We start from the raw sequence: 23,713 nt of genomic DNA, 5'->3' as shown, positions 1-23,713 counted from the left end.
GTCAGGGCGTGGACGTCACGCGGCGCCAGACTTCGCGCTCGACGCGCTTGCCGTCTTCATGGCGTTCCAGCGTCCAGGTATCGCCTTCGAGCGTGTAGCGGAAGCGGTAGCTGCCGCCCTCGGTCACCGGGTAGGACGCCATGCGTGGCGTCTCCACATACGTGTCGGCGTCGGCCGTGAACGTCCCCGAGCCACCCGCCCAGAAGCGCCCGTCCTGCGAGGTGGTGAAGGAAAAGTGGCCATCCGCCAGCAGCTTGGTGCCCTGCAGCTTCAGGCTGCCGTAGTCCTTTTCCTGACCTTGTTCGTCGACGAAGCTGCCCGACGCAAGGCGCCATGCGCCGTCGAGGGGCGATGACGCCGCTGCAGGGGCTGCCAGCAGGCAGGACATGGCGAGGATCGGGCGAAACAGGGCCATGGGTACGAAGCTCCCGGACGGTGGTGGAGAAAAAAGAATGCCCCCATGCGGGGGCATTCGATCGCGTTGCCGCACATGGGCGTCAGCGCTTCTTCCGGACCATCGCATAGATCACCAGCAGCACGATGGCGCCGACGACGGCGGCGATGAAGCCCGCCGGTTCGCCGGGACCGTACCAGCCAAGCTGGACGCCGACGAAGCGCGCCAGCAGCGCGCCCAGAATGCCGAGCACGATGGTCATGAAGAAGCCGAGCTTGTCGTTGCCGGGCTTGATCGCCCGTGCGAGCAGGCCGGCCAGGAAGCCGATCAGCAAGGTCCAGAGGATGCCGCCGCCAAAGATCTGTTCCATTGAAACGCTCCGGTTATGAGGATGTGGGGCGATGCGCAGCGTAACCCAGCTGTCAGCGGAGTGGGGCAGCGGCAGGCAGAGGTGGGGAGACCGGATCCGGACGTTGTGGGAGCGACGCAAGTCGCGATGAGCTTTCCAGTGACGGCTCCATCGCGACTTGCGTCGCTCCCACAAGTACGCTAGACCTTCATGAGCCGTTGTGAGCATGAGGCCGGAACCGAAGAAGGCCGGGTCGCCCCGGCCTCCATCGCGGTTCAACCGGCGCACTGGCATCAGCAGCAGCCGTGATCGCCGTGCTGTTCGCCACCCGCCACCGCGGCCACGCCCGTGGTCTCGCCACGCACGCTGGCGGCGTGGTGTTCGGCGATCACGCGCGCGACGCAGGCGGTGACTTTCTTGCCCATCGGGATGTGCAGGAACTCGTTCGGGCCGTGCGCGTTGGAATGCGGACCCAGCACGCCGGTGATCATGAACTGCGCACCGGGGAACTTCTCGCCCAGCATGCCCATGAAGGGAATGGTGCCGCCTTCGCCCATGTACATCGCCGGCTTGCCGAAGAACTCGCGGCTGGACGCGTCGATAGCGTTTTCCAGCCACGGCGACATCGCCGGTGCATTCCAGCCGGTGCTGGCCTTCTCCAGATCCAGGCTGACCTGCGCGCCGTTCGGCGGGTCCTGTTCCAGCAGGTCCTTCAACAGCTGGCCGGCCTGCTTGCCTTCCAGCGTCGGCGGCAGCCGCAGCGACAGCTTCACCGAGGTGTACGGGCGCAGCACGTTGCCGGCGGACGACAGTGGCGGCATGCCATCCACGCCGGTCACCGACAGCGCCGGGCGCCAGGTGCGGTTGAGCACCAGTTCGGCCAGGTCTTCCGCCATCGGCGTCATGCCGGGCAGGAACGGGAACTTGTCGAACACCGCCGTATCCAGCACGCGCGCCGCTTCCTTCGCCTGCGCCAGCCGGGCGTCGGGAATCTCGGCCTGCAGGCCATCCGGCAGGATGCGGCCGGTCTGTTCGTCCTCCAGTCGCGACAGCAGCTGACGCAGCAGGCGGAAGCTCGAAGGCACAACGCCGGACGCGTCGCCCGAGTGCACACCTTCCTCCAGCACCTTGACGGTGAAGTTGCCGCCGGCCAGGCCACGCAGCGAGGTGGTGCACCACAACTGCTCGTAGTTGCCGCAACCCGAATCCAGGCAGACCACCAGCGACGGCTTGCCGATGCGGTCGGCCAGATGGTCCACGTAGGCGGGCAGGTCGTAGCTGCCGGATTCCTCACAGGCCTCGATCAGCACCACGCAGCGCGCATGCGGCACGCCCTGCTGCTGCAACGCCTGGATGGCGGCCAGCGAACCGAAGATCGCGTAACCGTCGTCGGCGCCGCCGCGGCCATACAGCTTGTCGCCCTTGATCACCGGCACCCACGGGCCGAGGTCGTCGTCCCAGCCGGTCATCTCAGGCTGTTTGTCCAGGTGGCCGTACAGCAGCACGGTGTCGGCGCCGGTCTCCGGGCCGCTGGCCGGGATTTCGATGAGGATCAACGGCGTGCGGCCCTCCAGGCGCACCACCTCCACCTGCATGCCGGGCACGGACTGCGCCTTCGCCCAGCGCTCCATCAGCTGCACGGCCTGCTCCATGTAGCCGTTGGCCACCCAGTCCTTGTCGAACATCGGCGACTTGTTCGGGATGCGGATGTATTCGACCAGTTGCGGAACGATGTCGTCATCCCACTTCTCTGCAACGTAGCGGTCGACTTTGGCGGTATCCATGGCAACTCCGGGCACTGAAAGACAGGCCGTCATTCTACGCCCTGGACAGGGGTAGGACTTTTCCTACAAACACTCGCGGCGTTTACGGGCAGATTCTCCCGCGTACGGGCGATACCTTGCTCCCTGTCGGAGTTGGACACTTTCCCTACCGTCGCAGGCCAAGGGCCATGTGCGGAAACATGAAGGATGCCGCGACGCATCCCTCATGCATGGAGAGTCCAATGCCACAAGGAGAGTCGTCATGAAGTCGTTCATCCACATCGTGTTTGCCGCCGCCCTGTCGCTGCTGTTCGCCGTGCAGGCGATGGCCGCGGAGAAGGTCAACATCAACACCGCCGATGCGGCCGCGCTGGATCGCGTGCTTATCGGCGTGGGGCCGGCCAAGGCCGCCGCCATCATCGAGTACCGCAAGGCCAACGGGCCGTTCAAGAGCGCCGAGGAACTGGCGATGGTGAAGGGCATCGGCCTGAGCACCATCGAGCAGAACCGCGACCGCATCGAACTGCGCACCGGCACCGCACCGGCGGGCAAGCCGGCAGGAAAGCCGGCGGCTGCCGCAGCGACGCCCGCCAAGCCGGTGGCGCGACGCTGATCGAATCCCGTGCCGGGCGCCTCCACAGGACGTGGGACGCCGGGTACAGGGGCAGGATGCCAGGGGAGACAGGCAGGAAGCCGACAAGGACGTATCCACACCGCGCAGGACGCGCAAAGGTCGGGAGCAGGCAGGAGGGCCTGCTGCTGGCAGGATGCCGACACGGAGGTGGACATCGCCCGGGCGTGCAGGATGCGCGTCCGGGCGATGTCGTTTCTGCGCCCCGCAGCTCGCCTCACGGCGGACGGGCTAGAATCGCGCCGCGTCCCGACAGGTCCACCCCATGCCCGCATCGTCGCGCCTCATTCCCGCAAACGAGTACCGGCGGGAGCGCTGGAAGAATGGTCTCGGTTGGACGCGCGAGATCGTGCGGGTGCCGGACAACGAGACATGGGACTGGCGGCTGTCGATCGCTGAAATCGAGCGCGACGCGGCGTTTTCCTCGTTTGCCGGCATCGACCGTGAACTGGTGTTGCTTGGTGGGAATGGCCTGCGCCTGAAGTTCGGCGACGGGCGCGTGGTCGAACTGATGCCGCCGCACGATCGTCTGCGCTTTGCCGGCGAGGAGGTCGTCACGGGTGAACTGGTCGACGGCATGACGCACGATTTCAACCTGATGTGGCGGCGCGACCGTGTCCGCACGGAGTTGCTGCATCGTCCGCTGGTGGGTCCGATGCTCTTCTTTACCGAGCCGGGCGTGCACTGGGTTGTCCATCTGATTGCCGGACAGGCGGTATTCGATGCGGCCAGCGGCCTTGGCCATCTCTGGAGTGGCGACACCGCCCTGCTGATGCCCGGAGATGCGCGCACGCGTCATGCGCTCCAGGGCGGGGGCGAGCTGCTGGTCATCCGCATCGAGGATGTCGCCGGCTGACGGTTCCGTTTCAGTAGACGTCGCGGCGATAGCGGCCGTTGCCGCGCAGTTCCTCGACGCGTTCATCGCCAAGGATGCTGCGGAGCGCGGCATCCACGTCGGGAGCCATGCCGGCCAGGCTGCCGCAGACATATATTGCGGCCCCGCGTTCGATCCATTGCCGCAGCCGGTCGGCCTGTGCGAGCAAGGCGTGCTGGACGTAGCGGAGTTCGCCGCCATCCCGGGAAAACGCCAGGTCGAGGTGCTCAAGCGTTCCTTGGGCCTGCCAGGCGAGCAGTTCATCGGCATGGAAGAAATCATGCGTACGCTGGCGCTCGCCGAACAGCAGCCAGTTGTGCGTAGCTCCTGCTTGCGTTCTGGTCTTGAGATGGGCGCGCAAACCGGCGAGGCCCGTACCGTTGCCGATCAGGATCATCGGCGTTTCGGCGGCAGGCGGGTGGAAATTGGGGTTGGGTCGGATACGCAGGGCGATGGAATCTCCAGGTCGTGCATGCGTGCAAAGCCAGCCGCTGCCCAGGCCCGGCGTGCCATCCGTGCGTCGCATCAACCGCACCAGCAGATGCAGTGCGCCATCGGAGGGGAGCGAGGCGATCGAGTATTCGCGATGCGGAAGCGGCGTGCATGCGTCCGCCAGCGCCTGCGCGTCCGCGAATCCCGATGTTGAAGTCAGGTCAGGCCAGTGGCTGCATGCCAGCACGGTTGCGAGTGCCTGCGCTTCGCCATGCCAGTGGACCTGCACATCGCCGGCCATGCCGAGGCGATGCAGGCAATCCGCGACGAACCCTTCGGCATGCCGCGGCCCGATTTCGGCGATGTCGCCCGCGGTCCAGTGGGGCAGGGTGTCGTCGGTGGGTTCAAGCGCGAGATGGAAGACGGGGCCGCCCAGGCTTCCCGGATTCAGCTCCCGCCGTTCGCGCAGACACCACGACGCGTAACGAGGCGCCGACCAGTCCGGCGCCTCGTCGCCGTTGCCGAGTTGCCCGATGTGGTGTTGCCAGTGGCGCAAGGCACTGTCGTCCGCATTGTCGACTTCCACCAGATCGAACAGCGAACGCGCGTTCTGGCGCCGCAACCAGTCATCCAGCCGGTGCCCGAAGGCGCAGAACTGCGTGTATTCGCGGTCGCCCAATGCAAGCACGGCATATTGCAGATTGGCCAGTGACAGTGGCTTCGACATGACCTGGCGAACGAAACCAAGCACAGGGTCGGGCGGGTCACCCTCGCCGGTGGTGCTGACCACGAACAGGACACGCGCAATGCCTTGAAGCCGCGCCGCATCCAGGTGCTCCAGCCCCGCGCGCTGCACCGTCACGCCACTGTGCCGGAGCGACGCGGCGGTCATGTCGGCCAGTTCCATCGCGAAGCCGGTCTGGCTGGCATGCACCACCCACACCGCATCCGGTTCGACGAGTGCCGTCGGTTGCGTCGCCTGTTCGCGCACGCGTGCGCGATGCAGGAATGCGGCCACGAGTCCGGCGTAGGCCAGTACCGCGATGATGGCGGCGTAGCCCCGCATCGCCGATGGCGTCGCCTGCCACCAATCGCCTTCGTGCAGGCCGGCGAACCACCCTGCGCATGCGGCGAGCAGCAGCATGACGCAGGCGTTGCCTATTGCGGGGGCGATACTGCGGGGCGGGGCGGTGGGCGAAGTGCTCATGCCGCCAGGTGCGCTTCGAAGGCAGGCGTCATCGTTTCCCGCAAGCCGTCGGCGGTGCGTTGCAGGAAGCGCGCAGCCAGCCCGTTGCGAACGGCGAACGCATGACCGGCGACGGTACCCATGACGGTGAGCGCGGTGGCCCAGGCATCGGCATGCATGGCATCGGAGGCCACCACGGTGACTGCGGCGGCGGCATCGGTGACCGGCTCGCCGCTGCGCGGATCGATCGTGTGCGAATAGCGTCGTCCATCCTGCGCATAGGCATGCCAGCGGTCACCGGAGGTAGCGACGGCCACGCCATCGAGCGCCAGCACGCGCGGCTCCAGTGCTTCGCTGTCGGCCTCCTCGTCCGGCGAGGATTCCACGAGGACGCGCCACGGCTGTCCGTCGCCCTTGCGGCCATGGCCGTAGAGTTCTCCCCCGACCTCGACCAGGGCGGCGTGGATGCCACGACGGCGCAGCAGGTCGGCGACGACATCCACTCCGTAGCCCTTGGCGATCGCCGAAAGGTCCAGCATCACGCCGCCCGGCTGGCGGATGCGACGCTGTGCTGGATCGAACCGCAGGTGCTGCCAGCCCACGCGCGAACGCGCCTCGACCAGGTACACCTCGGCCGGCCGGCCCCGGTGGGCGGCATGCGCGCCGAAGCCCCATGCCGCCACCAGCGGCGACACGGTGGGATCGAATGTCCCTTCGCTGGCGGATGCGATGTCGAGTGCTGCCGTGAGCACCCGCAGGACATCGTCCTTCAGCGCGAACCAGTCCCCCGCCGCGCAGCGGTTGAAACGCATGATGTCCGCGTCCGCCTCCCACGTACTCATCTGCGCGACCACCTGGTCGAGGCGCGCTTGCACGGCATCGTGCAAGGCATGCGCGTCGATGCGGGTCGCATGGGTGTACTGGACGGACCAGGTCGTGCCCATGGTCTTCCCGTGCAACGCATGCACGGGCGCCGCGAATGCAGGAGGCGAAGAGAGGGAGATGTTCATGTGCGGTGCACGCCGCCGGACAGGCGCCCGGCGGCACGAGGCTGCCTTACTGGGGCAGCACTTCCAGCGTGGCGACGTAGCTCAGCCGACGCTGCTTGGCCTGCGGGACCGTGGTCTTCCCGTCCTGCGTGCCGGTTTCCAGCCAGTACATGCCGGCTTCGGGCCAGGTCACGCTGAACTGGCCAGCGGCATCGGTGGTGACCTTGATCTCTTCCTGGGCGTTGCGATAGCGCGTACCGCCGCGGGTGATCTCGAACTCCAGGCCCGCCGCAGGCTTGCCGTCCACGAGCAGCTTGAACGTGGCGGCTTCGCCGGCGAACAGGTCGTTCGGGTGGGTGACCGGCAGCAGCTCGATGCCTTCGCCCGTCGCCTTCAGCGCGGTGTCGTTCGGCGAGCCGTTGGTCACGAAGGTTTCGACGCGGCCGATCGACTGCGAGACCTGGAGATTCTTCGCATCCTTCGGCACCTTGGTCGCCAGGTCCTCCGGCTTCGCGCCACGCAGGCCGCCCGGCTTGCCGTCGGCGCCGTCCCAGCGAACCGTCAGGCCCTTGTTGACCGTGGCGATGCGGTAGGTGCCCTGCTGCGTCAGTTCGACGTCGAACACGGTGCGGTACTTGCCGGTGGCCACGTTCTGGGCGTCGACGGTGCTGCCATCCGGCGCGGTGATGACCAGGCCTTCGGTACGCAGCGGCACGTGGTTGAAGTAGAAAAGGTCGTTGGACACGGCGGCATCCACGGTGATCCACGGATGGGCGCCGGCGATGACGGTCTGCGACGGCTGCAGCCATGCCTTGTGCGCCAGCGCGGTGGCGGGAATGACGGAGGCCAGGGCGATGGCCACGGCAAGGGAACGCTTCATCGGAATCTCCAGCTCGGTACGTGGAAGGGGATCAGGGTTTGACGGTCAGCGTGACGGCACCGAGTTCGGTGCTGCCCTGCGTCTTGCCCGATTGCGGCGCGCCCTTGGCGGGCCAGGTGAAGGGGATCTTCAGCAGCTCACGCCCACCCACTTCACGCGCGGCTTCGACGACCAGCGTGTAGTCGCCCGGCGCCAGCTTCGCCAGATGCTGCTTGTCGGTGAAGCTCAGCGCATGCTTGCCGGTGGGCTTGGTCGGGCCGGTGATGCCATCCACCGGTACCTGCAGCGAGCGTCCGGACTTTCGCCACCACTGGCGCAGGTCGGGCAGCCACTTGGTGCCATGGCCTTCGGAGTTGCTGGTCTGCTGGTACCAGACGGAGAGGTTGGCGGCGACCTTCTGGTCGGCGCCTTCGATCCACACCGCGACGTAGGGGCGGTGGTACTCGGCCACGTCGAGCTTGGGGATCTCGACATTGATGTCCAGCGTGGCGGCGTAGGCCGGCGTGGCCAGCAGGCCGCTGAGCGCGATGGTCAGCGTGGTGTGGACGGCGATCTTCGACATGCGAGGTTCCGGATGGGGGAGGGAGTCAGTGGATGAAAAGCAGCGCGATCAGCAGCGGCACCAGCAGGCCCAGGCCGACCATCGGCCAGGTCATGCGGCGCTGCCGTCCGTGCAGGTAGAGCAGGAACAGGCCGGTGATGCAGAACACCAGGCAGGCCACGGCGAAGATGTCGAGGAACCATCCCCATGCCGGGCCGGCATTGCGGCCCTTGTGCAGATCGTTGAAGTAGGAAATCCAGCCGCGCTCGGTGCGTTCGTACTCGACCGCGCCCGTCTCCCGATCGATGTTCAACCACGCATCGGTACCCGGCCCGGGCATCGAGAGATAGACCTCCATGTCCGACCACTCCGCTTCACGCCGACCGATCGAAACGGACAGTTCGCCCTCCAGCCAGCCGACCACGGTGGGAGGCAGCGGCGCATTGCCTTCCTGGCGATCGCCCAGGGCCGCCAGCACGCCAGCCGGCAGCGTGGCCGTGAGGTTGCTGACGGCGGGCTTGGCCTCGATCTTCGACGCGTGGTTCAGCGTGATTCCCGTGATCGCGAACAGCAGCATGCCGATCAGGCAGACCGCCGAACTGATCCAGTGCCACTGATGCAGCGTGCGCAGCCAGAAGCCGCGGCGTTGTTGCTGGATCGCAGGAGAGGCGGAAGAGGACAACGGCGGTCTCGACGCAGGGTGGAGCGGTTCGCCATTACATCACGAATGAGAATGGCTCTCAATTGAGGGGGGGGTGTTCCCCTCCCGCGAGGGAGGGAAACGCCTGTCGGCATCAGAAGTTGACGTTGAAGCTCAGCCACACGTTCCGGGCCTTGTCCTTGTTGTTGTAGTCGTCGAGCGAGGTCGGCGTCCACGTACCGTCCCCGTTGTCGGCGAACGTCGTCCGGTAGCTGGTGAAGTCGCGGTCCAGCAGGTTGTTGATGCGCGCGTTGATCGTGAGCCAGTCGGTGGCCTTGTACGACGCGCCCAGGTGGAACACCTCGTAATCCTTCCAGTACAGGTGCTCACCCGTGGTCGCATCCACGCCGCGATAGCGCTTGGAACGCACTTCGGCCGTCAGGAACACGTTGAACCTGTCCGTTGCCGCCCAGTCCAGCGTGGCATTCGCCATGTGCTTGGCGCTGTTGCCCAGCGGCTGGCCCCGTGACGGGCCGCTCTTCTGCTCGCTGTCGGTGTAGGTGTAGTTGGCGCGGAAGCCGAAGCGGTCGCTGATCTCCCAGCGTCCCGCCAGTTCCGCACCCTGCACGACGGCTTCATCGATGTTGACGGGTACGTTGCCGGCGACGTACCCGATGTCGGCGTACTCGCCGGTCGGGCACGCCAGCGCCAGGCCGATGCCGCAGGCTTCGGTGGAGAGCTTGTCGTCGAACTCGTTGCGGAACACGGTCGCATTGAAGTTGTGCCCGTCCGGATGCTGCCAGTACACGGCAAGTTCGGTGCTGGTGCTGGTTTCCGGCTGCAGGTCCGGATTGCCGAACAACGGCGTGGTGCCCTGCCCGCCGAAGCCGGTGATGCCGTTGTACAGCTGGGTGGTCTTGGGTGTCTTGAAGCCGGTGCTGATGCCGCCCTTCACGGTCCACTGTTCATTCACGGTGTAGACGCCGTAGAGGCGCGGACTGATCTGGTCGCCGAACACGTCATGGTCGTCGTAGCGCACGCCGGCGGTGACCGCCAGGGGCTTGATCACATACCAGGTGTCCTCGGCGAACACCGAGTGCATGTTGTGCTCCTGCACCGCGCTGGGCGTACCGGCCTCCATGCCGAAGACGCCGTCCTCCAGTTCGCCGCGGATCACCTGCGCACCGACCACGGATGTGTGTTCGCCGCGCCACTGCCAAGGCAGGTCGAGCTTGGCATCCAGCGTGTACTGGCGGCTTTCCAGCGTGCGCTTGGGACGTGGCAGGAAGGTGGATTCCGCCAGCGCACGACGGTCGGCCAGGCTCATGCCGGCGTACTGGCCCGTGCCGTCGAACATCGCCAGCAGTTGCTCGCGCTCGCTCACCGTGAACGGCAGCGTGCGGCCATCGTTGTTGGTGGCGATGTGGGCCAGCGAGACCAGGCTGTTGCCGAAAGACCACTTGCCTTCATGCGTCAACGACCAGCTTTCGCGGGTGAACTCCTGCGTGGGGCCATAGCCCACGCGCGGGTTGGCGCGGCGGCCCCACGTGCCGCCATTGGCGCGGCATGCGGCTGCATTGGCCCCGGCCGCGCCCAGGCATGCATTGCCTGCCATCCAGATGCTGGCGATGCTGTCCACGGTGCCGACCGGGTACTCCTCCACACCGGCATCGTTGATCTTCGTGCTGTTGTCGTACTCCTGCCTGGAGGTGTCGTAGTCCAGGGTCAGGCTCTGATTGTCGGCAGGCATCCATTCCAGACTGAAACCGCCGGCCTTGTTGGTGTTGTCGACGGTCTTGCCGCCAACGCCGAAGCCCAGCACACGGGTATGCGTCACGCCGGATGGATCCGTCGCCGGGGCATACACGGGGTTGGAGGCGTCGCGTTCGTACCAGCTGCCGCGCGCGCTGAAGTTCAGGGTGCCCGCGACGAGAGGCCCCGTGACATAGACATCCACGGTGGCGTCGTCGCCGAACTGGTCGTCGGTTTCGATGGTGCGGCCGAGCGTGATCGAGCCGCTCCAGTTGTCCAGGTTGCGCTTGGTGATGACGTTGATCACGCCCCCCATGGCATCCGCGCCGTAGAGCGTTGAGGCAGGTCCCCGGATCACTTCGATGCGTTCGATCGCATCCAGTGGCGGAATGTGGTTGAACTGGTTGCCGCCGAAGTTGTTCGGGTAGATGTCGCCGTGGTTGTTCTGGCGCTTGCCGTTGACCAGGATCAGCGTGTAGTCCGATCCCATGCCACGCATGGAGATGGTGCCCTGGCCGGTCTTGTCGCGTGTCTCGCCGACGTCGACGCCCTCCAGGTCGCGCACCGCGTCGAGCAACGTCATGTACGGTCGCTTGGCCAGTTCTTCGCGCGTGATCACGCTGATGCTGGCGGGCGCATCGGTGATCTTCTGCTCGAAGCCGGCCGCGGTCACGACCACGGTGTCGAAATCGGTGGCATCGGCCGCACCATTCGGCGACACCTGCGCGAAGACAGGGGCCGAGGTAAGGGCGAGCAAGGCGATGGCAAGGCGATGGCGGCGCAGGCGCAGGCGGCCTCGCCCGGAGAAGCGGGTCTGGGTCATGGGATTCACGGAAGGGGGAGAAACGGAAGGCGTGGTGCAAGCATCGGCGCTTGCACGAACGGGATCAGCGGAAGGCGTCCGGCAATGCGCCGGACACGGACGTCAGGCGACGCGCGGAGGTGCCTGGCCCGGATGCAGGCGCAAGAGGGAGTCTTCGCGACGCATGCCCGACATTGAGTCGTCAGGCAGCGGCACGTACAGCGTCGGCGGCGCCTTGCCCGTGTTGCGGAGATGGAAGGCCAGCGGTCGTGCGGGATCTGCAACTGGTGCCGTCCGGACCAGCAAGGCTTTCACGCGGGGCTTCTTGGCCGGCGATAGGTGATGCGTTGGCGGCTGCGGAGGATCGTCCTCAGTCAGCTGCTGGACGCCGCTGCCGGCGAAGGTCTCCGCATCCTGTTGATCGCCGCCTCGCCGTAGCGCGGCGACAGACACCACCATCACCAGGGCGCACAGGAATACCGTCCAGACCGCCACGCGCCACCCTGCACGTGCGCGAATCGGCGCACGTTCATGAGGGCAGACAATGGTCGAAGGGTGGCGCACGTCGATCCCCGGAGCGGCCTTGGCGGCCGCTGAACGGGACCATTGTAGTTGAGAATACTTATCAAGTGCAAACAGGGATGAGTCCTATTTGCGAGGTCGTCAGACCTCCGTCCATTGCCTGAGAAGGTTGTGGTACACGCCGGTGAGCTGCACCAGCGCAGGATGCTCCGGAACGTCCTGGGTCAGTCGGCGGATGGATACGTCCAGCTCGAACATCAGCCGGCGCTGGCTGTCGTCGCGCACCATGCTCTGCATCCAGAAGAACGAGGCGACACGCGCGCCTCGCGTCACCGGCGTGACCTTGTGCAGGCTGGTGCCGGGATAGAGCACCATGTGGCCGGCCGGCAACTTCACGCTCTGCGTGCCGAAGGTGTCCTCGATGATCAGTTCGCCGCCGTCGTACTCGTCGGGGGCGCTGAGGAAGAGGGTGGCCGACAGATCGGTGCGTACCGGATCCACGCCGCCACGGCTGCGGTCGTAGCGGATGGCGTTGTCGACGTGGTAGCCGAAGGACTGGCCTCCGCCGTACCGGTTGAACAGCGGCGGATAGATGCGTCTGGGCAGGGCGGCCGAAAAGAACGTGCTGTTGCGTGCCAGTGCATCCAGTACCAGTGCGCCGATCTCGCGTGCCGCAGGAGCGTCTTCGGGCAGTTGCGCATTGTCCTTGGCTTTCGCCGACTGATAGCCGGCGGTGATGCGACCGTCGGCCCAGTTGGCGGCGTCGAGCGCGGCCCGCGCCTGCGCGACCTGGGCGGGAGTGAGGACATCGGGAATCGCCAGCAGCATATCGGTCCACCTCGCAACAGGAACGCCCCGCCCATTCTGCACGGGCGGGGCGCATAGGGACTACGGCATCATGCGGATCAGAACTTGAACGTCGCGGTCAGCACGGCAGAGCGCTCATCGCCGGGCGTCGCCCAGCCGTTGTTGCGGATGCGCGTGTAGTACTCCTTGTCGAACAGGTTGTTGACGTTCAACTGCAGTCCGATCCGGCGGTTGAGCTGGTAACCGACCATGGCGCGGTGGGTCACGTAGTCGGGCGACTTGTACAGCACTGCCGGCGTGGTGTTGGTGATCGGGCTGGTGGTCGGCAGGACGTTGTTGTTGAGATGGATCTCACCGAGGTAAGTGACGCCATAGCCGAGCGTCCAGCTTCCCAGTTGATAGGTCGTCCACAGATTGGCCGAGTGCTCGGGTGTAGCCGTCAACGGATTGCCCTTGAGAGGATCCGGGAAGTGGGTGCTGTTGGCGCAGTTCACGTTGTCCACGTTGACTGGAGCGCCATTGAGCAGGTGGTTGTTGGGATTGGCGGCGCAGTAGTCCGATACGCCGTTGAGGACTTCGCTGTCCAGATAGGTGTAGTTGGCGAAGACCGACCACTCGCGCGTGATGTTGCCGGCGATGCCCAGAGCCAGCCCTTGCACGCGCGCTTTGCCGTCCAGTTGCTGTTCGCCAGAAGGATTCAGAGGGTTGATGGGATCGGCGACCTTGTAGTTCTGTCGCTCATTGCGGAACAGTGCTGCTGTCAGCGCCAGGTGGTTGTCCAGCAGATCCCACTTGGTACCCAGCTCGATGTTCACCGCAGTTTCCGGATCCACATCGCAGGTCTGTACGGTGCAGGCGCCGTTGACCGACGCCTTGGAGGGCGTCTTGGCATTGGCGTACGACAGATAGATCGAGCTGTTGTCTGTGGGCTTGAACACCAGGCCGGCACGGTAAGAGAAAAGGTCGTCTTCGTTCCGGAACGTGGTTCCCTTGCCCAGGACATTCCCGATGCCGCTGTTGTCAGGATTCGGATTGCCTGTCGTAGGCGCGGTGTACAGCTTGATGTTCCACGTGGCCGTATCGCCTTCGTTGTGTTCATAACGCGCGCCGAGGTTCAGCGATACGCGCTCACCGAACTTCAGCGTGTCGAACATGTAGACCGCCTGATTGCTCAACGTGCCCTCCGTTCGACCGGTCAGGGTGTAGTTGACCGGGCCGGTCCAGGTCGAGTCGGGATTGTGGAGATCCATCCTCGGCAGCGTCGCGGGAACACCGGCGGACGTGCGCAGCAGGCTGCCGACATCCAGATCAAACGTTTCGCGCGAGAAGGACACGCCGGTAATCAATGCATGCTCTACCGCGCCCGTGCTGAAACGGGTGGTGAGGTCGGTCTGGCTGATGGCGATCGCATTGCTCGTATCGCGCGAGTAGCCGCGCGGGCCGCTTGGTTGGTAAGTGCCTGCGGGCGTGCATGTTGCGCCGGTGGCGGGATTGATGCCGTTTGCCAGGCACCATGTGCCCTGGGTGGCGTCCACCACCGAGAGTTGATCGACCTTCTGGAAGCGGGCGAGGCTGCGCAAGGTGGTCGCGCTGCCGAAATCGCGCTCAAGCAAGCCGGTCACCATGTCCACATCGATCTCCTGCGTGTCGATGTTGTGGTAGCCGTAGTAGTTGCTGGTATCCACGCCGGGCAGCGGACCCTTGTTGAACGCGTTCATGTAGTACGGCACGCCGTACTGCGGCAGATTCTCATCGTGCTGGTGGAAATAGCTCAGCGTCAGCCGGGTGTCCGAGCCGATGCCGAAGGCCACGGAAGGCGCGAAGCCCCAGCGCTTGAACTCTTCGAAGTCCCGGCCCGGTGCGTCGTTCTGGTGCGCCATCGCATTGAGGCGCACGGCAACCCCGTTGTCGAGAGAAAAATTGCTGTCGGCGGTCGCACGCCCGTAGCCGTCCGTGCCGGCGCCGACCGTATAGGTCTGGAACGCGCCTTCGCGGGCGGACTTGCTGACGAGGTTGATGTTGCCGCCGACCGAACCTGCGCCGGACATGGCCGAGTTGGCGCCATTGATGAGTTCGATGGCGTCCAGGTTGAAATTGTCGGTACGCGTGTATTGCGCGCTGTCGCGTACGCCGTCGGTGGTGATGTCGCTGCTGGCGGTGAAGCCGCGGAGGTTGATGCTGTCCCCATAACCGCCGCCGCCTTCGCCGGCGCCGAAGGTGATGCCGGGCAGTGTGCTGAGCACGTCGCGCAGGCCGAGCAGGTTCTGCTGCGCCATGACTTCGCTGGTGACCACGGTGATCGTCTGTGGCGTGTCGACCAGTGCCTCGGTGTATTTCGGCGAACTGGCCTTGCGCACGCGCTCGCCGTGGACTTCGACGGTATCGAGCTGTTTGGCCTGGCCCCCGGCTTCGGCGGGCGCGTCGCCGGTGGGCGCGGCAAGTACTGGAGTGCTGATCGCCAGCATCAATGCGGCGGCAAGCGGGGAATAACGAAGGTTCATGAGCATCCTCAAGGTGATGGAAGCACCCGTTGGCGATGGCTGGCGGGGGATAAGGGAACGATCTCTGGCGCGGCTGCCGTCGAACGACGACAGTGGCGGGCAGAACGGATCGCGGAACGTGGTCGCGCGCGTCAGCGGCGTGCGGGTTCTCAGGCCTGGCGCGGGGGGCCGCGACCCAGCGGTGCGGTGCGGCGTGCGGCGCGGACAGGCCCGTGGAAGGGCCTTGGCTGGCATGGCGCCAGCCCGGCGGCCCGGATGCGATAGCCACCCAGCGAGGTCCCGGGTTCGGTTTCGCTGGCGGCCAAGCCGGGCTCGTGGATAAGCGGGGTCGGCGGCGCCATCAGGCAGGGGGCAGCGTTGTCGTCGGCCTGGCTTGGCGCGTCGATCGCCGTCAATGCTGCGGATAGTGGCGGGGCTGAATGTCCCGACCCGGCGGGGTTCTTGCCTGCGACCGTCGCGACACCCATCACCAGCAACGCCATCGCCAGCAACAGGCGTGTGGCGATCCGGAGGCGGATGGAGGGCTGAGGGGCCAAGGGGCTCTGGGCGTGAGGCTGCGACAGGGCGTCGCAGGCGGGGCGCCAGAATAATGAGAATTATTCGCGATTACAACAAAGAATTCACACGCGCATCCGACGCAGGCGAGTCGGCTCGAACCGCCTACTCCCGGTCATCGCGGGTCCAGATCCCGCCGTGCTCGTGCTTGGTCGGAAACTTCGCCACGGGCGAATACGCAGGCGCGCACAGGGCGCGGCCGTCGCGGACATCGAAACGGGCGCCATGCAGGACGCACTCAATGCTGGCCTCGCCCGCGTCGAAGCTGCCCGAGGACAACTCGAAATCCTCGTGGCTGCACTTGTCTTCCAGCGCAAACAGGCTGCCGTCGTGGTTGAAGACGACGATGGGCGTGCCGGTGACTTCATCGAACACGGTCTTCATTTCACCGGGCAGCAGTTCGCCGGTGGCGCAGACGAAGGTCCATGCCCCGCTCACGGGGAGACTCCCGACAGCGATTTTTCCAGCACTTCGAAACACAGGTCGTCCCGCTTGGGGATGCCGTAGCGCTTGTCGCCATAGGGGAACGGCTTCTTGATGCCGGTCCGGGCGTAGCCGCGACGCTCGTAGAACGCGATCAGTTCGTCGCGGATGTCGATCACGGTCATCCGCATGGCCGGCAGTCGCCATTCTTCCCGGGCGACGCGTTCCGCCTCGGTCAACGCGGCCTTGCCGACGCCACCGCCCTGCAGGTCGGGCCGGACCGCGAACATGCCGAAGTAGCCGGCACCTTCCTCTTCTGCAACATGGGCGCACGCGACCAGCACGCCATCGCGCTCGATAAGCAGGATGCGGCTGCCGGGACGGTCGATGTCGCGACGGAGGACGTCGGCATCGATACGCTGGCCGTCCAGCATGTCGGCTTCGGTGGTCCACCCCTGCTTGCTGACATCGCCGCGGTATGCGGACGTCACCAGTTCGACCAGGGAGGGGATGTCGTCGGCCGTGGCGGCGCGGAAGGCGAGTGTGCTCATGCCGCGATTTTACGGAAAACCGGATTGGCGTGGACGCTGCGTCAGGCCAGCAGGCTGCGGGCCTTCTTCAGGGCGGCGACGAAGCGCTCCACTTCCTCATGCGTGTTGTAGAACGCGAACGAGGCGCGCAGGGTCGCTGCCACGCCGTAGAACTGCAGCAGCGGATGGGCGCAGTGCTGGCCGGAACGGACGGCGACACCTTCCAGGTCCAGCAGCGTCGCCAGGTCGTGCGCATGCGCGCCTTCGATCAGGAACGAGATGACCGCCGCCTTGTCCGGCGCGCGGCCGAAGACGCGCAGGCCGTCGATCCGGTCGAGTTCTTCGGTGGCATGCGCGAGCAGTTCGGCTTCGCGTGCCTCCACGTTCGCCATGCCCAATGCGCTTAGGTAGTCCACGGCGGCGCCCAGGCCGATGAAGCCGGCGATGTTCGGCGTACCGGCCTCGAACTTGTGCGGCGCGTCGTTGAACACGGTGCCGTCGAAGCTGACTTCCTTGATCATTTCGCCGCCGCCGATGAAAGGCGGCATGGCCTGCAGGTGTTCCCTGCGCGCCCACAGCGCGCCGGTGCCGGTGGGGCCGCACATCTTGTGGCCGGTCAGCGCGTAAAAGTCGCAGCCGATCGCCGCGATGTCGACGGTACGGTGCGGCACGGCCTGCGAGCCATCCACCACAGTGACGATGCCGCGCTTGCGTGCCTCGCGGCAGATCTCGCGCACCGGGTTCACCGTACCCAGCACGTTCGAGGTATGGGTGATGGCCAGCAACTTCACGTCGCCGCTCATCGCTGCATGCAGCGCATCCAGGTCGAGGGTGCCGTCTTCGTGGATCTCGGCGACCTTGATCGTGGCACCCGTGCGCTGCGCGACCAGTTGCCAGGGCACGATGTTGGCGTGGTGCTCCATGCGCGACACGAGGATCGTGTCGCCAGCCTTCAACCGCGGCAGCGCCCACGAATACGCCACCAGGTTGATCGCGAAGGTCGTGCCGCTGCACAGCACCAGTTCGTCCGGCCGCACGTTGAGGAAGCGCGCCAGCTGCCTGCGCGCGCCTTCGTACGCCTCGGTCGCCTCGGTGCCCAGCGTGTGCACGGCGCGGCTGACGTTGGCGTTGTGCAGGCGGTAGAAATCATCCACGGCCTGGATGACCGACGCCGGTTTCTGCCCCGTGTTCGCGCTGTCCAGATAGACCAGCGGCTTGCCGTTGACCTGCCGCGTCAACAACGGGAAGTCGGCGCGCACGCGATTCCAGTCGATGGCGGCATCCGCGCCCGCCGAGGCGCCGGCTTCGTGCTTCATGCGACGCCCAGCGTCGCGAGCGCGGCGTCCACGCGCGCGACCAGCAGGTCGCGCAGGCCGGTGTCCTCGATGGCGGACAGCGGTTCGCGGCAGAACGCGGCGGTCAGCAACTGTTGCGCTTCCGCCTGCGGCAGGCCGCGCGAGCGCAGGTAGAACAGCGCATTGGTTTCCAGCTGGCCGACGGTGGCGCCGTGCGCCGCCTTCACTTCGTCGGCATGGATCTCCAGCACCGGCTGCGTATCGATCTCCGCGTTGGCCGACAGCAGCAGGTTCTTGTTCGACAGCGCCGCATCGGTACCGTCCGCGCCTTCACGGATCAGGATGCCACCGTGGAAGACGGCACGACCGCGGTCCGCACCCAGGCCACGCCACGTCAGCTCACAGGCGGTGTCCCGCCCGATGTGGTCGATGCCGAGCCGTGTGTCGACATGGCGACGGCCATGCGCAAGCAAGACGCCGTTGGCCACCAGGCGTGCGTTGTCGCCTTCAAGCCGGACGTTGAGCTCGTGACGGGACAGGGCGCCGCCGAGCTCCAGGTCCACGCGACGGTATTCGCTGTCGCGTGCCAGCACGGCATCGGTACGCAGCAGCGTGGTGGCGCGTTCGCTGTCGGACTCGATGCGGGCGTGCGTCAGGCGTGCATCCTTGGCCAGGTGCACATGGCTGAGGGCGTTGATGAAGTGGGCGTGGCCGTCGATGGCCAGATGGTGTTCGACCACCGTCAGTGCGGCACCGGCACGCAGTTCGATCAGGTTGCGCAGGTGCCAGGCGCGATCCACGCCATCGCCGGTGCCGATGAACACCAGATGCAGCGGCCGGTCGCTGCGCATGCCCGGTTCGGCGCGCAGCAATACGCCTTCGGTCGCCAGAGCAGCGTTGAGGCGCGCAAACACTTCGTCCGTGCGCTCGAAACGGCGCTGCAGGAAGCGCGCCGCATCGCCGCCTTCGGCGAGCGCCTCCGACAGCAACTGCAGGCTGACGCCATCCGGCAGGTCGGTCGTCAGCGACAGCGCCACCGAGTAGCGGCCGTTGACGAAGACCGCGCGCGGCGCGGGAATGTCCGCCAGCAGCATCGGGTCCAATAACGGTAGCGCGTCGACGGCGGCGAAGCTGCGACGCTCCAGCTGCCGCAGCGAGGTGTACTTCCAGGCCTCGGTGCGCGGGCCTGGCAGGCCATCACGCAGCGCTTCATCAAGCACGGTGCGACGTGCGGCATCGCCGTGGAAGGTGGAAGCCAGTGAATCGAGCAAGATGTTCATGCTGTCACGGAGAAGAAGATGGGCGTCATCCCGGCGCAGGCCGGGACCCAGTGCCTTTGCCCGTAGTGCATCCGGAACCCAGTCGATAAAGTCGCTGGGTCCCGGCTTGCGCCGGGATGACGGCGGTAAGCGCGCAGGGCGATGGTCGGACTCACGCTGCCGGCTCCGGCGCGACACGGTCCTTGATCCATGCATAGCCGTGCTCTTCCAGCTCCAGCGCCAGTTCGGGGCCGCCGCTCTCGACGATGCGTCCGCCGGCCAGCACATGCACCACGTCGGGCTTGATGTAGTCCAGCAGACGCTGGTAGTGGGTGATGACGAGGAAGGCGCGCTCCGGCGAGCGCAGCGCGTTGACGCCGTCGGCGACGTTCTTCAGCGCATCGATGTCGAGGCCGCTGTCGGTTTCGTCGAGGATCGCCAGCTTCGGCTCCAGCACGGCGAGCTGGAAGATCTCGTTGCGCTTCTTCTCGCCGCCGCTGAAGCCTTCGTTGACGCCACGGTGCAGCAACTCGTCCTTCAGGTGCAGCACGGCCAGCTTCTCGCGCACCAGTTTGAGGAACTGCATCGAATCCAGTTCCGGCTCGCCACGCGCCTTGCGCTGGGCATTCAGTGCGGCGCGCAGGAAGTAGGTGTTGTTCACGCCGGGAATTTCGACCGGATACTGGAACGCCAGGAACACACCGGCGGCAGCGCGCTCTTCCGGCGCCAGGTCCAGCAGCGGCTTGCCATCGAATTCGACGCTGCCGGCGGTGACTTCGTAGCCTTCGCGACCGGCCAGGATATTGCCCAGCGTGGACTTGCCGGCGCCGTTGGGGCCCATGATGGCGTGCACTTCACCGGGCTTCACGTCCAGCGAGAGGCCTTTCAGGATGTCCTTGCCGGCGACGCTGGCGTGGAGGTTGTCGATCTTCAGCATGTTCGTTCCGATTCGTTGATCTGCTCCCTCCTCCGCTTGCGGGGGAGGGCTGGGGTGGGGGCATCACGGTACGTCCGCCCCCATCCGCCCTTCGGGCACCTTCCCCCGCAGGCGGGGGAGGGGTTTGGTTTCGTCAGCCGACGCTGCCTTCCAGCGACACTTCCAGCAGTTTCTTGGCTTCCACCGCGAATTCCATCGGCAGTTCGCGGAAGACCTGCTTGCAAAAGCCGTCGACGATCATGCTGACGGCGTCTTCCTGGCCGATGCCGCGCGCGCGGCAATAGAACATCTGGTCGTCGCTGATCTTCGAGGTGGTGGCCTCGTGCTCCAGCGTCGCCGTCGGGTTCTTCACCTCGATGTAGGGGAAGGTGTGGGCGCCGCACTGCTTGCCGATCAGCAGGCTGTCGCACTGCGTGTGGTTGCGCGCGCCATCGGCATTGCGGTCCACCTTCACCAGGCCGCGATAGGTGTTCTGGCCACGGCCGGCGCTGATGCCCTTGCTGACGATCTTCGACTTGGTGCGCTTGCCGATGTGGATCATCTTGGTGCCGGTATCGGCCTGCTGGCGATGGTGGGTCAGCGCGACCGAGTGGAACTCGCCCACGGAGTCGTCGCCGAGCAGCACGCAGGACGGATACTTCCAGGTGATCGCCGAGCCGGTTTCAACCTGCGTCCACACCACCTTGCTGCGGGCGCCACGGCATTCGGCGCGCTTGGTGACGAAGTTGTAGATGCCGCCACGGCCTTCCTCGTCGCCGGGGTACCAGTTCTGCACGGTGCTGTACTTGATGTCGGCATCTTCCAGCGCCACCAGTTCCACCACGGCGGCATGCAGCTGGTTCTCGTCGCGCATCGGCGCGGTGCAGCCTTCGAGGTAGGACACCGACGCCTTGTCTTCGCAGATGATCAGCGTGCGCTCGAACTGTCCGGTGTGGCCGGCGTTGATGCGGAAGTAGGTGCTCAGCTCCATCGGGCAGCGCACGCCCTTGGGAATGAACACGAAGCTGCCGTCGGAGAACACCGCCGAGTTCAGCGCGGCGAAGTAGTTGTCGCCGACCGGCACCACGCTGCCAAGGTACTGCTTGACCAGTTCCGGGTGCTCCTTGACGGCCTCGCTCATCGAGCAGAACACGATGCCCTTCTCGGCCAGTTCCTTGCGGAACGTCGTGCCGACGGACACCGAATCGAACACGGCGTCTACCGCCACGCCGGCCAGCTTGGCGCGCTCGTGCAGCGGTACGCCCAGCTTGTCGTAGGTGTCCAGCAGTTCCTGCGGCACTTCATCCAGCGAGGCGTACTTGGCCTTCGGCGCGGAGTAGTAGCTGATGGCCTGGAAGTCGATCGGCGCGATCTTCAGCTTGGCCCAGTGCGGTACCGGCATGGTCAGCCAGTGGCGGTAGGCCGCCAGGCGCCATTCGGTCATCCATTCCGGCTCGTCCTTCTTGGCGGACAGGGCGCGCACCACGTCCTCGTCCAGGCCGGGCGGCAGCGAATCGGATTCGATGTCGGTGATGAAGCCGGCGTCGTAGCGACGTCCCAGCTGTTCCAGGATTTCAGCGTTCTCGGTGGCCATCGGGCTGCCTACGGTTCAGCGGGTCGCGACCTGCACGGCGATGGGTCGCCTGCGCACGTCGTCGGAAGAGGGGGGTGGAGCGATCATCTGCGCCAGCGTGAAGCCTCGCAGGGCATCGGACACCACGTCGTTGATCAGCCGCCAGTTGGCGCGCGCACCGCATTTCTGCGCGATGCCGCACTGGCTTTCGCTCTGGCTGCACTCGGTCATCGCCAGCGGACCTTCCATGGCCTCGACGATCTCCACCAGGCTGATCTCGGCGGCGTCGCGGCTCAGGCGGTAGCCGCCGTGCACGCCACGCAGGCCTTCCACCAGTCCGGCCTGGGCCAGCGGCTTGAGCACCTTGCTGACGGTGGGCGTCTCCAGGCCGGAGTGCTCGGCCAGGTCGGATGCGCTGAGCACCTCGCCCGGACGGGCGGCGAGCACGGTCAGGACCACGGTGGCGTAGTCGGTGAGTTTGGTGACACGGAGCATCGGGGAGGGGGTGGTCCGGAAAACGTACCGAAATTGTACGCTTTTGTTCTGTCCGGCTCAAACCCGCGGGGATTTCCCCGTTCAGCCGCGTCGATGCGGCTGACGAATGTCACCCGCGATGGCTGACGGCTGCGACTGATGCCGCCCCGCCGCGATCCGGAAGATGGGCTGCGTCCACTCCCGGACGGTCAGCGACCCCAAGGCATTCGCCATGAACACCTCCCACGCGCACACCGAATCCACTTCCGCCGGCCACGGTGTCGACCAACGCTTCCTGTGGCGCGTATTGCTGGCGGCGGGCGGCATCTATCTGGCGGTCAAGCTGTTCCGCGGCCTGGGCGGCCTGTTCTGGACCGTGTTCGGCCTGGCGTTCGGTCTGGTCTGGATGCTCAACGGCCGCGGTTTCCCGTGGTGAATCCGGCCCGGTCGCTCATTTCGCGACCGGCGCTTCGGGGACCGCCGGCAGCACCATGTTGAAGTAGGGCGCGGGCGGGGTCTTGCCTGGTGGCAGCGCCTCGGGTGCCGGCTGGCCCGCCGGTCCCAGCGCATGCACGAAGCGGTAGATCGCGCGGCGGTCGTCTTCGCTCATGGCGCGCACGGCGAAGTCCGGCATCATCGGTCGCGTACGCAGGGTGGCGCTGTATTCCAGCCACTGCGCTTCGGTCAGCTGTTGCATGCGCAGGCGCAGGTTGCTGGCGTACGTGGTGCCCCACGGGCCATGGAAGCCCATCGGCGAACCCGTCAGCCACGCGTCCTTGGCCAGGGTGCCGCCCGACTCCCCGTACCCGGGCGTGTGGCAGTCGTTGCAGCCGCTGATGCGCATCAGGTATTCGCCGCGTGCCAGCAGGTCGGCGTTGGAGGCCGTCGGCGCGGGCAGCGGCGCCACCGTGCGAGGGGTCTCGGACTGGCAGGCAGCCAGCACCAGCGTCAAGGCGATGAGCGGCAAGGAACGCGTCGGCTGCATGGCGAAGGCTCTGCACGGGGGATTGCGGCTTTGAACGCACCGTCCCGCAGCAACCGGCCACCGTGCGGGGGCCGCGATGCAGCCCGCGGATTTGGGAATCCCGCTGGCATCGGCGAGAATCCCGCCTCCACTTCCCCTCTGGATGCCGCATGCCCCGCAAGATCGAAGCCCGTCAATCCGACATCCACGGCAACGGCGTGTTCGCCATCGCCCCGATCGAGAAGGGCGAGCGCGTGGTGGAATACAAGGGCAAGCGCCGCACCCACGACGAAGTGGACGAGGACGACACCGGCGACGCCGACTCGGGCCATACCTTCCTGTTCACGCTCAACGACGACTACGTCATCGACGCGAATCACAAGGGCAACAAGGCGCGCTGGATCAACCACAGCTGCGATCCGAACTGCGAAGCCGTCATCGAAGAGCACGACGGCAAGAACCGCAAGAAGGACAAGGTGTTCATCGAGACGATCCGCGCGATCAAGCCCGGCGAGGAACTGACCTACAACTACGGCATCGTGCTGGCCGAGCCGCATACCGCCCGCCTGAAGAAGATCTGGGCCTGCCGTTGCGGCAGCAAGAAGTGCACCGGAACGATGCTGCAACCCAAGAAAGGCCGCTGAGCTTCCGGCGCGTCGTT

Annotated in this window: 25 protein-coding genes; 4 read left to right on the top strand and 21 right to left on the bottom strand. The window is 66.1% G+C overall.

Features of this window, described 5'->3' with window-relative positions:
- Window position 1 precedes the first annotated feature (1 nt).
- From V7060_RS06080 to V7060_RS06070, 3 genes are all read right to left on the bottom strand, one after another.
- Window positions 2-415, bottom strand: a complete 414-nt coding sequence (locus V7060_RS06080) for a hypothetical protein (RefSeq protein WP_334178348.1) — start codon at window positions 413-415, stop codon at window positions 2-4.
- 82 nt (window positions 416-497) lie between these two features.
- Complete coding sequence (locus V7060_RS06075) at window positions 498-764, bottom strand: GlsB/YeaQ/YmgE family stress response membrane protein (RefSeq protein ID WP_334178347.1); 267 nt, start codon at window positions 762-764, stop codon at window positions 498-500.
- A gap of 272 nt (window positions 765-1,036) precedes the next feature.
- Window positions 1,037-2,527: a M20 family metallopeptidase gene (locus V7060_RS06070; RefSeq protein ID WP_334178346.1), complete on the bottom strand. Its 1,491-nt coding sequence runs from the start codon at window positions 2,525-2,527 to the stop codon at window positions 1,037-1,039.
- Window positions 2,528-2,768: 241 nt separating this feature from the next.
- Here V7060_RS06070 and V7060_RS06065 point away from each other — a divergent pair, with 241 nt between their 5' ends.
- Both V7060_RS06065 and V7060_RS06060 read left to right on the top strand, forming a co-directional pair.
- Window positions 2,769-3,119, top strand: coding sequence for a helix-hairpin-helix domain-containing protein (locus V7060_RS06065; protein WP_334178345.1), 351 nt, complete (start codon window positions 2,769-2,771; stop codon window positions 3,117-3,119).
- A 283-nt stretch (window positions 3,120-3,402) separates the two neighbouring features.
- Complete coding sequence (locus V7060_RS06060; protein WP_334178344.1) at window positions 3,403-3,993, top strand: HutD family protein; 591 nt, start codon at window positions 3,403-3,405, stop codon at window positions 3,991-3,993.
- 10 nt (window positions 3,994-4,003) lie between these two features.
- On the opposite strand, the gene V7060_RS06055 is transcribed toward V7060_RS06060, so the two are convergent.
- The 17 genes from V7060_RS06055 to V7060_RS05975 form a co-directional block, all read right to left on the bottom strand.
- Window positions 4,004-5,587 carry a flavodoxin domain-containing protein gene (locus V7060_RS06055; RefSeq protein WP_334178343.1) on the bottom strand — a complete coding sequence of 528 codons (1,584 nt, stop codon included), beginning with the start codon at window positions 5,585-5,587 and terminating at the stop codon, window positions 4,004-4,006.
- A 59-nt stretch (window positions 5,588-5,646) separates the two neighbouring features.
- Window positions 5,647-6,573 carry an FAD:protein FMN transferase gene (locus V7060_RS06050; RefSeq protein WP_334178342.1) on the bottom strand — a complete coding sequence of 309 codons (927 nt, stop codon included), beginning with the start codon at window positions 6,571-6,573 and terminating at the stop codon, window positions 5,647-5,649.
- A 112-nt stretch (window positions 6,574-6,685) separates the two neighbouring features.
- Entirely contained in the window at window positions 6,686-7,498 is an 813-nt protein-coding gene (locus V7060_RS06045) for a DUF4198 domain-containing protein (RefSeq protein WP_334178341.1), read from the bottom strand.
- A gap of 31 nt (window positions 7,499-7,529) precedes the next feature.
- Window positions 7,530-8,060, bottom strand: coding sequence for a DUF2271 domain-containing protein (locus tag V7060_RS06040; protein WP_334178340.1), 531 nt, complete (start codon window positions 8,058-8,060; stop codon window positions 7,530-7,532).
- Window positions 8,061-8,085: 25 nt separating this feature from the next.
- Complete coding sequence (locus tag V7060_RS06035; RefSeq protein ID WP_334178339.1) at window positions 8,086-8,721, bottom strand: PepSY-associated TM helix domain-containing protein; 636 nt, start codon at window positions 8,719-8,721, stop codon at window positions 8,086-8,088.
- 112 nt (window positions 8,722-8,833) lie between these two features.
- Entirely contained in the window at window positions 8,834-11,254 is a 2,421-nt protein-coding gene (locus tag V7060_RS06030; RefSeq protein ID WP_334178338.1) for a TonB-dependent receptor, read from the bottom strand.
- A 102-nt stretch (window positions 11,255-11,356) separates the two neighbouring features.
- Window positions 11,357-11,728, bottom strand: coding sequence for a hypothetical protein (locus V7060_RS06025; RefSeq protein ID WP_334178337.1), 372 nt, complete (start codon window positions 11,726-11,728; stop codon window positions 11,357-11,359).
- Window positions 11,729-11,896: 168 nt separating this feature from the next.
- On the bottom strand, window positions 11,897-12,583 hold the full coding sequence (locus tag V7060_RS06020) for a Fe2+-dependent dioxygenase (RefSeq protein ID WP_334178336.1): 687 nt from the start codon (window positions 12,581-12,583) through the stop codon (window positions 11,897-11,899).
- Window positions 12,584-12,660: 77 nt separating this feature from the next.
- Window positions 12,661-15,063, bottom strand: a complete 2,403-nt coding sequence (locus V7060_RS06015) for a TonB-dependent receptor (RefSeq protein WP_334178335.1) — start codon at window positions 15,061-15,063, stop codon at window positions 12,661-12,663.
- 149 nt (window positions 15,064-15,212) lie between these two features.
- Complete coding sequence (locus tag V7060_RS06010; RefSeq protein ID WP_334178334.1) at window positions 15,213-15,599, bottom strand: hypothetical protein; 387 nt, start codon at window positions 15,597-15,599, stop codon at window positions 15,213-15,215.
- A gap of 124 nt (window positions 15,600-15,723) precedes the next feature.
- Window positions 15,724-16,056, bottom strand: coding sequence for a non-heme iron oxygenase ferredoxin subunit (locus tag V7060_RS06005; protein WP_334178333.1), 333 nt, complete (start codon window positions 16,054-16,056; stop codon window positions 15,724-15,726).
- Window positions 16,053-16,592: a GNAT family N-acetyltransferase gene (locus tag V7060_RS06000; protein ID WP_334178332.1), complete on the bottom strand. Its 540-nt coding sequence runs from the start codon at window positions 16,590-16,592 to the stop codon at window positions 16,053-16,055. Before V7060_RS06000 ends, V7060_RS06005 begins: the two co-directional genes overlap by 4 nt.
- Before the next feature lie 41 nt (window positions 16,593-16,633).
- On the bottom strand, window positions 16,634-17,887 hold the full coding sequence (locus V7060_RS05995) for a cysteine desulfurase (protein WP_334178331.1): 1,254 nt from the start codon (window positions 17,885-17,887) through the stop codon (window positions 16,634-16,636).
- The gene (gene sufD / locus V7060_RS05990; RefSeq protein ID WP_334178330.1) at window positions 17,884-19,146 is read right to left on the bottom strand and encodes a Fe-S cluster assembly protein SufD; all 1,263 of its coding nucleotides are present in this window, start codon (window positions 19,144-19,146) and stop codon (window positions 17,884-17,886) included. The genes V7060_RS05995 and sufD overlap by 4 nt, the downstream gene beginning before the upstream one ends.
- 151 nt (window positions 19,147-19,297) lie before the next feature.
- Window positions 19,298-20,062 carry a Fe-S cluster assembly ATPase SufC gene (sufC, locus tag V7060_RS05985; protein ID WP_334178329.1) on the bottom strand — a complete coding sequence of 255 codons (765 nt, stop codon included), beginning with the start codon at window positions 20,060-20,062 and terminating at the stop codon, window positions 19,298-19,300.
- A 133-nt stretch (window positions 20,063-20,195) separates the two neighbouring features.
- Window positions 20,196-21,635: a Fe-S cluster assembly protein SufB gene (gene sufB, locus V7060_RS05980; protein ID WP_334178328.1), complete on the bottom strand. Its 1,440-nt coding sequence runs from the start codon at window positions 21,633-21,635 to the stop codon at window positions 20,196-20,198.
- A 15-nt stretch (window positions 21,636-21,650) separates the two neighbouring features.
- The gene (locus V7060_RS05975; RefSeq protein WP_334178327.1) at window positions 21,651-22,109 is read right to left on the bottom strand and encodes an SUF system Fe-S cluster assembly regulator; all 459 of its coding nucleotides are present in this window, start codon (window positions 22,107-22,109) and stop codon (window positions 21,651-21,653) included.
- A 211-nt stretch (window positions 22,110-22,320) separates the two neighbouring features.
- Here V7060_RS05975 and V7060_RS05970 point away from each other — a divergent pair, with 211 nt between their 5' ends.
- Entirely contained in the window at window positions 22,321-22,524 is a 204-nt protein-coding gene (locus V7060_RS05970) for a hypothetical protein (RefSeq protein ID WP_334178326.1), read from the top strand.
- Window positions 22,525-22,539: 15 nt separating this feature from the next.
- Here V7060_RS05970 and V7060_RS05965 read toward each other — a convergent pair whose 3' ends face one another.
- Complete coding sequence (locus V7060_RS05965) at window positions 22,540-23,073, bottom strand: cytochrome C (RefSeq protein WP_334178325.1); 534 nt, start codon at window positions 23,071-23,073, stop codon at window positions 22,540-22,542.
- A gap of 149 nt (window positions 23,074-23,222) precedes the next feature.
- Between V7060_RS05965 and V7060_RS05960 the strand changes: the two genes are divergently transcribed.
- Window positions 23,223-23,696, top strand: coding sequence for an SET domain-containing protein (locus V7060_RS05960; protein WP_334178324.1), 474 nt, complete (start codon window positions 23,223-23,225; stop codon window positions 23,694-23,696).
- The last annotated feature ends 17 nt before the right edge of the window (window positions 23,697-23,713 follow it).

It is taken from the genome of Pseudoxanthomonas sp., from assembly GCF_036845285.1.
In the GTDB taxonomy this organism is placed as follows: domain Bacteria; phylum Pseudomonadota; class Gammaproteobacteria; order Xanthomonadales; family Xanthomonadaceae; genus Pseudoxanthomonas_A.
Note: the sequence above shows the minus strand (reverse complement) of the source record. Positions and strands in the feature narration are given on the sequence as shown.